Raw genomic sequence first — 10,373 nt, forward strand, 5'->3', positions numbered from 1 at the left:
AAATGTTGGAAGAACAAGGTGTAAAATTGGAGGTTGTAACTTTCACTGACTATGTACAACCAAATGCAGCTCTTGCTGACGGTCAATTGGATGCAAACTTCTTCCAACATTTACCATATTTAGAAAGCTATAACGAAAGCAACGGAACAAAGTTGGTATCTGTAGGAAACATCCATGTAGAGCCACTTGCATTATATTCTAAAAAAGTGAAATCAGTAGAAGAACTTGCTGACGGAGCTACTATTGCAATTCCAAATGATCCTACAAACTGTGGACGTGCATTGATTTTGTTACAAGCAAAAGGTATCATTAAATTGTCTGATCAAGCTGGATTAGAAGCGACTGAAAAAGATATTGTGGAAAATGCGAAAAATTTAACATTCAAACCTGTTGAAGCAGCGCAATTACCAAGAATCTTGGAAGAAGTAGACGGAGCTGTTATCAACGGAAACTATGCAATTGAATCTAGTTTAGTACCAACTAAAGATGCGTTGACATTAACTGCATCAGGAGAAGATAGAGTTCTTGAAGGTTCTGAATCTCCATACGCAAATATCATTGCAACAAGAGAAGATAATAAAGATAGTGAAGCAGTTAAAAAATTAGTTGAAGCATTACAAACTGAAGATGTAAAAGCATTTATTGCAGAACATTACAATGGTGGAGTAGTACCTGCATTCTAATTATTGAATTGTAAGGGATATCAGATGCCAATCAGTTATTTTGGCTTACAGGGCTCGTATGATTGAAAGTACTGTTTGCTTAGAAAATTGTTAGATTTGGTATTATGATTCAAAAGGTAGTGCTTTACAAAAAAAAGAAATCGTGATATAGTGACTTCATAGCTTAGAAGAAGACCAGTATAGGAGATGTTCTTTTGTAGAGAGCAGATGGTTGGTGAAAATCTGTGAAGAAACTCTTAGAATCCACTTTGGAGCTTCTTGGGATGACCAAGACGTGGTAAGAGCGTTAATCTAAAGGAGTTGGATTAGTAAATAATCAAATTAGGTGGTACCGCGAAAATTTTGCCTTCGTCCTAATGCACAGTTGTGTATTAGAACGAAGGTTTTTTTATAGCATAATAAGGAGGAACAACAATGTTAGACATTAAAAGGATTAAAAAAGACTTGGATGTGATCAAGGAAAGAATGCAGATTCGTGGAGAAAAAGATTTTTCTTTAGATGAAGTAGTGGAATTGGATAATCGCAGAATTGAATACCTTCAAGAAGTCGAAGCGATGAAAAATGAGCAAAAAACAAAATCAAAACAGATTCCACAATACAAAAAAGAAGGAAAAGATACAACAGAATTGATGGCGGAATTGAAACAATTGTCCGATACAATTTCAGATTTGGATGTGAAAGTAAAAGAGACAGAAGATATTTTGTATCAAAAAATGCTTTGCATTCCAAATATTCCAAATGAAAAAGTAATTCATGGAGAAACAGATGAGGATAATAAAGAAGTTAGAAGATGGGGAGAAGTTCCAAAATTTGACTTTGAAGCAAAAGCTCATTGGGATATCGGGACAGATTTGAATATTTTGGATTTTGATCGTGGAAGTAAAATTACAGGTTCTCGTTTTACCTTATATCGTGATTTGGGTGCAAGATTGGAACGTTCCATCATTAACTTTTTCTTAAATACACATACAGGAGAGAATGGTTATACAGAAATGTTGCCTCCTTTCATTGCAAATGCAAAGAGTTTTATTGGAACAGGACAGTTGCCGAAGTTTGAAGAAGATATGTTTCATTTGGAAGGATTGGAATACTATTTGGTTCCTACAGCAGAAGTTCCTGTTACAAATATCCATCGAGATGAGATTATGAAGGTGGAAGATTTGACAACTAAATATTGTGCCTATACACCTTGTTTCAGAGCAGAGGCGGGATCAGCCGGAAGAGATACAAGAGGTTTGATTCGTCAACATCAATTTCAAAAAGTAGAGTTGGTTAAATTTACAAAACCTGAAGATTCTTATGCGGAATTAGAAACATTGGTACAAGATGCAGAGTCTGTTCTTCAAAAATTAGGGCTTCCATATAGAGTTGTTCAAATTTGTTCCGGCGACTTAGGTTTTACAGCGGCATTTAAATACGATTTAGAGGTATGGATGCCAAGCTATGGACGTTATGTTGAGATTTCTTCTTGTTCCAACTTTGAAGATTTCCAATCAAGAAGAGCAAATATCCGATTCAAACGAAGCAAAGAAGACAAACCGGAATTTGTGCATACATTGAATGGTTCCGGAGTAGCAATCGGTCGTACTGTAGCAGCTATTTTGGAAAATTACCAACAAGCAGACGGAAGTGTAGTGATTCCTGAAGTATTGAGACCTTATATGGGAGTAGATGTGATTAAATAAGGTTACTTTATAAGCAGAAGTTTTCGATAAGAATGAAAAGTTGGATGAATGTAAAATTAAAAATTTTTTTCAAGTTGTGTTAACAGTGTTGAAAAAATCAAAGAAAAAACCTTAAGAGTGATGTTAAATTGCTCTTAAGGGTTTTTTATCTATTTGAGGAAATTTTTTAGAATTTATGGAAATAATGTTGTTCCATCATTGTAACAAAACATTTCAAAATGGAGTATTTGAAACAAATCATACTGTTAGAAAGATGATATTGAGAATGGATTGATGTAAAACTATCCATATTTTACTGAAACGTTATTTATAAGTTCGACTGATTGAGAATATGAGGTATTTAAGGTATGTTTAAATGGTAATATGATAGGAATGTTTTTTCCTTTCTGCTAAAGAGAGTTGTTTCTTTGTGTGATGTCTTGTTTTTAGGGTATGTTCATCTCAAAAGGGTTGCTTTTTCAGAAAAAGAGTGACAAATCATGGTTTGATGATTTACAATAACGATATGTTTTAGTGGTAGTGTTAGTTTATGGATGGTATTTGATAAGAAGAAAAATGGTATCGTTTTATATATAGATAGAACAAGAGATAAACCAATAAAATGAATTTTACAAATTTGAACGAGTTTTATTACTTTTTTTGAAAATATTTTTTAAATAAATTCCACAGAATATGGATAGAATAACAGTATAAGATATAGTAAGGAGAAGGAAATGCAATACATTTCAGTTTCGAGCGGTAGTTCCGGTAATTGTCACTTTATATCAGATGGGAATACAAAAATTTTGATAGACGCAGGATTGAGCGGTAAAAAGATAGAAAAAAATCTTTGGGAACATTCTGAAGACCTAAAAGAGATTCAAGGGATTTTTGTGACACATGAACATCTTGACCACATCAAAGGGGTGGGAATTTTAAGTAGACGATATAATATTCCTGTTTATGCGACAGAAGGAACATGGAGAGGAATGGAACAGGGACTTGGAAACATAATTGAAAAAAATCAGAAAATAATTGAAATTGGAAGTTCGATAGAAATAGGAACGATACAGTTGAATGCCTATTCCGTTTTGCACGATGCATTGGAACCTTGTGGTTTTACAATTACAGATGGAAGAAAGAAAGTTTCGATTGCAACGGATTTGGGTTGTGTGACAAAAGAGGTTGTCGGTGCATTACAAGGTTCGGATCTTGTGGTGTTGGAATCTAATTATGATGATGAGTTGCTACGATATAGTGGATATCCCTATGCTCTTAAGTCAAGACTGCGTTCCAACCAAGGTCATCTGAGTAATGAAGATGCAGGAAAGTTGTCTGTTTTTCTTGTGCAATCGGGAATTAACAGAATAGCATTGGCACATTTGAGCAAGGAAAACAATCATCCCATGTTGGCGCACCAGGTAGTCTCCGATATGATGAAGGAACAACTGATTACAGAGAAAGATGTTGAATTGAGCGTTCTTCTTAGAGATTGTGTTTCAGAACAATATATCTTATAAAAGTTATATTTTATAGTGAAAGAAGAGATAGGAGGAAATGGAGATGGGTGCAAAAAAATCTGCATTTATGTCAGGTGTTGCAGGAGTTCTTGTAGGGTGTATGCTTACGTTTATGTTTATGCCTCAGTTGATACAAAAGACAAGTATTGGGAAAGAACTTTCGAGTCAAGGTCAAAATCAAGTAGAAACTACAGAGGTTTCACCGGAAAAGGTAACTTATGTGCAAAATTCAACAGATAATATCTATAAAGCAGTAGCGAAAAAGGCAATGCCTTCTGTTGTCGGGGTACAGACAACATCGGAAGTAAGTGATTATTTTGGATTTACTTATCCGGCAACAGGAGTTGGAACAGGAATTATCGTAGATAAGAGTGGATATATTCTGACAAATTATCATGTTGTGGAAGGTGCTAAGAACAATCAAGCAAACATATTGTTATCTGATGGAACAAAAGAGACAGGAACAGTAATTTGGGGAGAAAGTTCTTTGGACTTGGCAGTGGTAAAGATAGAGAGAACAGGATTACAAGCAATGGAGCTTGGAGATAGCGACAAGTTGGAAGTAGGAGATTTGGCAATTGCAATTGGTAACCCTTTGGGATTGGATTATCAAAGAACGATGACAGAAGGAATCATCAGCGGATTAAATCGAACTTTGACAGTGAATTCAACATCATCCTATACCGGCCGAAGTGAAAAAGTAACGATGGATCATTTGATTCAAACTTCAGCTGCAATCAATAGAGGAAATAGTGGTGGCCCGTTGTTGGATTCTTCAGGACGAGTAATTGGAATCAACACTTTGAAAGAAGGAACCGGAGAAGCACTAGGTTTTGCTATCCCGATCAATTCTGCAAAACCAATTATAGAACAGGTAATTGCAACAGGAAAAGTACAAAAAGTGGTTCTAGGAATCAAAGGACAAGATATGGATGTTGTCGAACAGTTGTCTGGAAATAACTATGGAGTAGAAGAAGGTGGAGCTTTTGTATTTTCGGTAATAGAAAACTCTCCTGCAGATAAAGCAGGACTCAAAGGAGAAGATGTAATTATTCAACTTGGGGATAACAAAATTACCGGTATGCAAGATATTTCAAAAGCATTATTTTCCTACAAAAAAGGAGATCGTGTAAAAGTGACTGTGGTTCGAGACAAAACAAAAAAGGTAATGGAAGTAGAATTTTAATTAAGTAAAAAATAATAAAGAAATGTTGAAAATGATGCGTTGTGAGCAGTTTTTCTATTATGAGAATCATTGAAAAAAGAAATACTGACATAACTGCATCGTTTTTTTTGTTACATAGTAAAACGATATGTTCATACTCTGTTTCTGTGTCTGTTTTCATTTTCATTTATACTATTATTGGTTAAATTTTTTAATATCATCTCTGTTTCAAATTGTGGTTTGTAGTATAAATTCTTATTTCTCCTAAACGACTACAAATATCTTTCCCTCACGTTGATAAGAAGGGATTGAGTGCATTGTTCAACATGGATTTATAGCAAGTTTCGTTAGTTTTGTACCCGTATGAAACGGAGCAAAATTTTTAAAAAATACCATGTGGACAATAATGGGAGTTATACACATAGAGTGTGTATAATTTTTAGGAAAACAAACAGATGTGCTTTTGATATTATAAGGGGAAAATGGGTTTATTCTATTTTTATCCACAAAAAAACTGGTTATCCACAATAATTTATCAAGTTATACACAATAATCAGTAAAATGTATCGGAAATCATTTCATTTTGATTAAATAGAGAAATTTTGAATTTGCATATATGAAAATTCATCAATTTATATTAGTATAGATGATAGGAGTAGCTTATAGGGGGAAGTGATGTCGTGAAAGAGAAGAATAATGAAGAGAATGTTCTTGAATTCGAAATTATTAACAAAATTTTAAATGGGACAAGAGAGGAAATCGAAGAAGAGATGGATAATATCCACCCGGTCGATTTATTGGAAGAATTAGAGCAGTATGATGGAGATCCGAATGATGTATTAAAAAGATTGCCCGATTATTATATTGCGTTGCTGATTGGGGAAATGGAGGATGAGGATAAGTATAAGCTGCTGTCCGCTTTTTCTCAACAACGTGAAGAAAGTATTATCTCTGAGATGGCATCAGATGATTTGGCTGATATGCTCGGTGAAGTTGACGAGGATGTTAAGGAAAAAATTATTTCTAAGATGGATCATGAACAGGCAGAAGAAGTAAAGTCTTTATTAGGATATGATGAAGATACTGCCGGTGGTTTGATGGCAAAAGAATTTATTGCAATCAAAGAAGAAATGACAATTGAAGAAAGTGTTGAGTATTTGCGTCAAAAAGCACCTGATTCCGAAACGCCTTACTATATCTATGTCTTGGATCATAAAGGAATATTAAGGGGAGTAGTTTCACTGAGAGATATTATTATTGCTGAGAGAAACACGAAAATTCGAGATATCATGAATGAGAATGTTCTTTCTGTTCCTGTCGATATGGATCAGGAAGAGGTAGGGAGATTGTTTGAAAAATATGGATACATGGTCATTCCGGTTGTAGATGAACATCAGGTGATGTGTGGGATTATTACATTTGATGATATTATTGATGTATTGAATGAAGAAACAACAGAAGATATTTATTTACTTGGAGGATTGAGTGAAGGTGAAGCTATCGACAGTTCTCCATTCTATGCTATCAAGAGTCGTCTTCCTTGGCTAATGATAAATTTAGTGACCGCTGTAATGGCGGCATCTGTCGTGGGATTATTTGAAGGAACGATTTCTAAAATAGTGGCATTGGCTACCTTTATGCCTATTGTAACAGGAATGGGTGGAAATGCGGGTACACAGACATTGACCTTAATTGTTCGCGGAATTGCTTTGGATGAGTTGAATGATAAGAATACAAGACAAATATTGATAAAGGAATTGATTGTTGGAGTAGTAAATGGAATTTGCCTTGGAATTGTGGTGGGTATTGCTGCAAAACTATGGGTAGGTAAAGCAGTGTTTGGATTTATCATCGGACTTGCTATGGTATTGAACTTGATTGTAGCGGCATCTGCCGGTTACTTTGTACCGGTGATGTTAAAAAAATTCAATATTGATCCTGCGTTGGCATCAGGGGTGTTTGTTACCACATTTACAGATGTGATGGGATTCTTTTTCTTCTTAGGATTGGCGACTATATTTGTAGAGAAATTGATGTAAATGATTTAGAAAGAATAAAAAGAACACTGTATGATTTGAAACAGTGTTCTTTTTTATATAGGAAAACATCAGAAAAAATAATCCACGATAAAGAGATGTTCTTTATCAATATAGTACACAATATGTGGATAACTCTGTGGAAAAGTATTTTTTCGTGTGGATAAAGTAAGTTTTTTTTGAAAATAACCATGAAAAAAATGGTTGGATTTTTGGAGTAGTTGAAATAACTATTTTATATTTAAAAAAAAGAATAAGAATAAAAAAGTTATTCACATCAAAAAATAGATATATAAAATGTGATTTGACAAAAATAAAAAAATATGATTTATAGTGTCTTTTAGATAAAAAATAGATATGTTATTTTGTGAAAAAAGTATCGATAGGATAATTGTAAAAAGTAAGTTTAGTTATTTTTTACATGGGTACATACAGAATAGAATCATTCAAGTTTTGAACAATATAGATTTTTTTACAAGTAGATAAGTTGCAATAACGGTTGTTCAATGATTGATTCGAGATTATATTAATTTTTATATTAGAAACTTTTATTGTGAAGGGACTACAATTGAACTGCAAAAGAGTATCTTTACGCTTTGATTTAACAGAAAATTTCTAATATGATATGAGTACAAAAAAAGTACATTTATGAGAATGAAGAGGATTGAGGGGGGAACCAATCATGTATTTTAAAACAACACCGGAACACGAGAGCTTTCGAAAAAAAGTAAGAGAGTTCGCTGAAGCAGAAGTAAAACCGATTGCCTTTATGTTGGATCAAAACAATGAGTTTCCGACAGAAGCAGTAAAGAAAATGGGAGAACTTGGACTTATGGGTATTCCATATCCAAAAGAATATGGCGGAGCAGGTTTGGATGTATTGAGTTATGCGATTGCTGTAGAAGAGTTGGCTAGAGTTGATGGTGGAACGGGTGTTATTTTGTCTGCCCATGTTTCATTAGGCTCTTATCCGATTGCGGCATTCGGTACAGAGGAACAAAAACAAAAATATTTAGTTCCTTTGGCAAAAGGTGAAAAGATTGGTGCATTCGGTTTAACAGAACCGGAAGCTGGTAGTGATGCTGGTGGAACACAGACTACAGCAGAATTAGTAGGAGATTACTACATCTTAAACGGAAACAAAATCTTTATTACAAATGCGCCAAAAGCTGATACTTATGTTATATTTGCTGTTACAACCCCTGGAATTGGTGTAAAAGGAATCAGTGCATTTATCGTAGAAAAAGGATGGGAAGGTTTTACATTCGGAGATCATTATGATAAATTGGGAATCCGTTCATCATCCACAGCGGAATTGATTTTTAACAATGTAAAAGTACCGAAAGAAAACTTATTAGGAAAAGAAGGACAAGGATTCCGTATTGCGATGGAAACTTTGGATGGAGGTCGTATTGGAATCGCATCTCAAGCACTTGGTATTGCACAAGGTGCATACGAACATGCATTAAACTATGCAAAAGAACGTATCCAATTTGGAAAACCGATTGCATTCCAACAAGCAATCTCTTTTAAGATTGCAGATATGGCAACAAAATTAAGAGCGAGCAGATTCATGATTTACAGCGCAGCAGAATTGAAGGAACATCACGAGTCCTATGGAATGGAAGCTGCTATGGCAAAACAATATGCATCTGATAATTGTTTGGAAATTGTAAATGATGCACTTCAAATTTTCGGTGGTTCCGGATATTTGAAAGGAATGGAAGTAGAAAGAGCATACAGAGATGCAAAAATCACAACAATTTATGAAGGAACAAACGAAATTCAACGTGTAGTTATCGCATCTTATCTTTTAGGAAAACCACCAAAATCTAAAGGTGGAGCAGAAACAAAGAAAAAAGCTGACGCTGTTACAGGAGATCGTAAAAAAATGATTTTCAAAGACGGTTCTGCGAAAGAACAAGTCCAAGCTCTTGTAGATGCTTTGAAAAAAGATGGATATGATTTTACAGTAGGAATTGATATAGATACTCCTATTTCTGAAGCGGAAAGAGTAGTAAGTGCCGGAAAAGGAATTGGAGAGAAAGAAAATATGAAGCTGATTGAAGCACTTGCAAAACAAGCGGGTGCGGCAGTAGGTTCATCCAGACCTGTTGCAGAAACATTAAAATATGTACCTCTTAACAGATATGTAGGAATGTCAGGACAAAAATTCAACGGAAATCTATATATTGCAGTAGGGATTTCCGGAGCCGGACAACACTTGAAGGGTATCAAAACAGCTACAACAATCGTTGCAATCAACAATAATGCAAATGCACCAATCTTTAAAAATTGTGACTATGGTATTGTTGGAGATGCATTGGAAATTCTTCCATTGTTGACAGAGGCGTTGGATAATGGAAAAGAAAAAGAACCTGCTCCACCTATGGTAAAGATGAAACGTTCTAAACCTAAGAAATTAGCACCAAACTACAAAATGTATGTATGTAACGGATGTGGTTACGAATATGATGCAAAATTAGGTGATTCTGAAAATGATATTATGGAAGGAACTACCTTTGATAAGTTGCCGGATGAATGGATTTGTCCAAAATGTGGAGAAGAAAAACATAACTTTACAGAAGTGGAATTTCCGGAAAATCGTCGTTAAGAATAAGATAAAGATGAGATAAGAACCGGAAAATTGAGTATAGGGGGAAATACGGATGTATAATGTAAGAAATGTAACGAAAGATTTGTATTGGATTGGTGGAAATGACCATAGATTGGCGCTGTTTGAAAATATTCATCCAATTCCAAAAGGAGTATCCTACAACGCTTATCTTCTTTTAGATAAGAAGACAGTATTGTTTGATACAGTAGACTGGTCAATTTGTAGAGATTTTTTGAGTAACATGGCTCATGTGTTGGACGGAAGAGATTTGGATTATATTGTAATAAATCACATGGAGCCTGACCATGGTGCTTCTTTGGAAGAGGTATTGATTCGTTATCCAAATGCAAAAATCATCAGTACGGAAAAATCATTCATGTTGATGAGACAATTTGGATTTGATGTAGATGGAAAAGAAATCCAAGTAAAAGAAGGAGATACTTTTAATTTTGGAAAGCATGAAGTAATGTTTATAGAAGCTCCAATGGTACACTGGCCTGAAGCGATGGTAACATTTGATAAAACATATGGCGTACTATTCTCAGCAGATGCGTTTGGATCATTTGGAGCATTGGATGGAAAATTATTTAATGACGAAGTAAACTTTGACAGAGATTGGATTGATGAAGCAAGAAGATATTATACTAATATCGTTGGGAAATATGGTCCTTTTGTACAATCTTTATT

At 34.6% G+C, this 10,373-nt stretch carries 7 protein-coding genes and 1 other annotated feature; all 7 genes read left to right on the forward strand.

Features of this window, described 5'->3' with window-relative positions; all coding sequences use genetic code 11:
• On the forward strand, nucleotides 1–683 hold a 683-nt coding region (locus ACO5GE_RS06970; protein WP_484830200.1), incomplete at its 5' end, for a MetQ/NlpA family ABC transporter substrate-binding protein.
• A gap of 155 nt (nucleotides 684–838) precedes the next feature.
• Nucleotides 839–1,042, forward strand: a binding site (T-box leader).
• Between the two features lie 55 nt (nucleotides 1,043–1,097).
• On the forward strand, nucleotides 1,098–2,369 hold the full coding sequence (gene serS / locus ACO5GE_RS06975) for a serine--tRNA ligase (RefSeq protein WP_484830201.1): 1,272 nt from the start codon (nucleotides 1,098–1,100) through the stop codon (nucleotides 2,367–2,369).
• A gap of 713 nt (nucleotides 2,370–3,082) precedes the next feature.
• The gene (locus ACO5GE_RS06980; RefSeq protein ID WP_484830202.1) at nucleotides 3,083–3,868 is read left to right on the forward strand and encodes an MBL fold metallo-hydrolase; all 786 of its coding nucleotides are present in this window, start codon (nucleotides 3,083–3,085) and stop codon (nucleotides 3,866–3,868) included.
• A 43-nt stretch (nucleotides 3,869–3,911) separates the two neighbouring features.
• A complete protein-coding gene (locus ACO5GE_RS06985; RefSeq protein WP_484830203.1) occupies nucleotides 3,912–5,054 on the forward strand; it encodes a S1C family serine protease in 1,143 nt (380 codons plus the stop codon).
• A 659-nt stretch (nucleotides 5,055–5,713) separates the two neighbouring features.
• Nucleotides 5,714–7,072: a magnesium transporter gene (mgtE, locus tag ACO5GE_RS06990; RefSeq protein WP_484830204.1), complete on the forward strand. Its 1,359-nt coding sequence runs from the start codon at nucleotides 5,714–5,716 to the stop codon at nucleotides 7,070–7,072.
• Nucleotides 7,073–7,751: 679 nt separating this feature from the next.
• Nucleotides 7,752–9,683, forward strand: coding sequence for an acyl-CoA dehydrogenase family protein (locus ACO5GE_RS06995; protein ID WP_484830205.1), 1,932 nt, complete (start codon nucleotides 7,752–7,754; stop codon nucleotides 9,681–9,683).
• A gap of 55 nt (nucleotides 9,684–9,738) precedes the next feature.
• Nucleotides 9,739–10,373: oxygen-binding di-iron domain-containing protein (locus ACO5GE_RS07000; protein ID WP_484830206.1), on the forward strand; the 635-nt coding region annotated here is incomplete at its 3' end.

It is taken from the genome of Filifactor sp. (genome assembly GCF_057248345.1).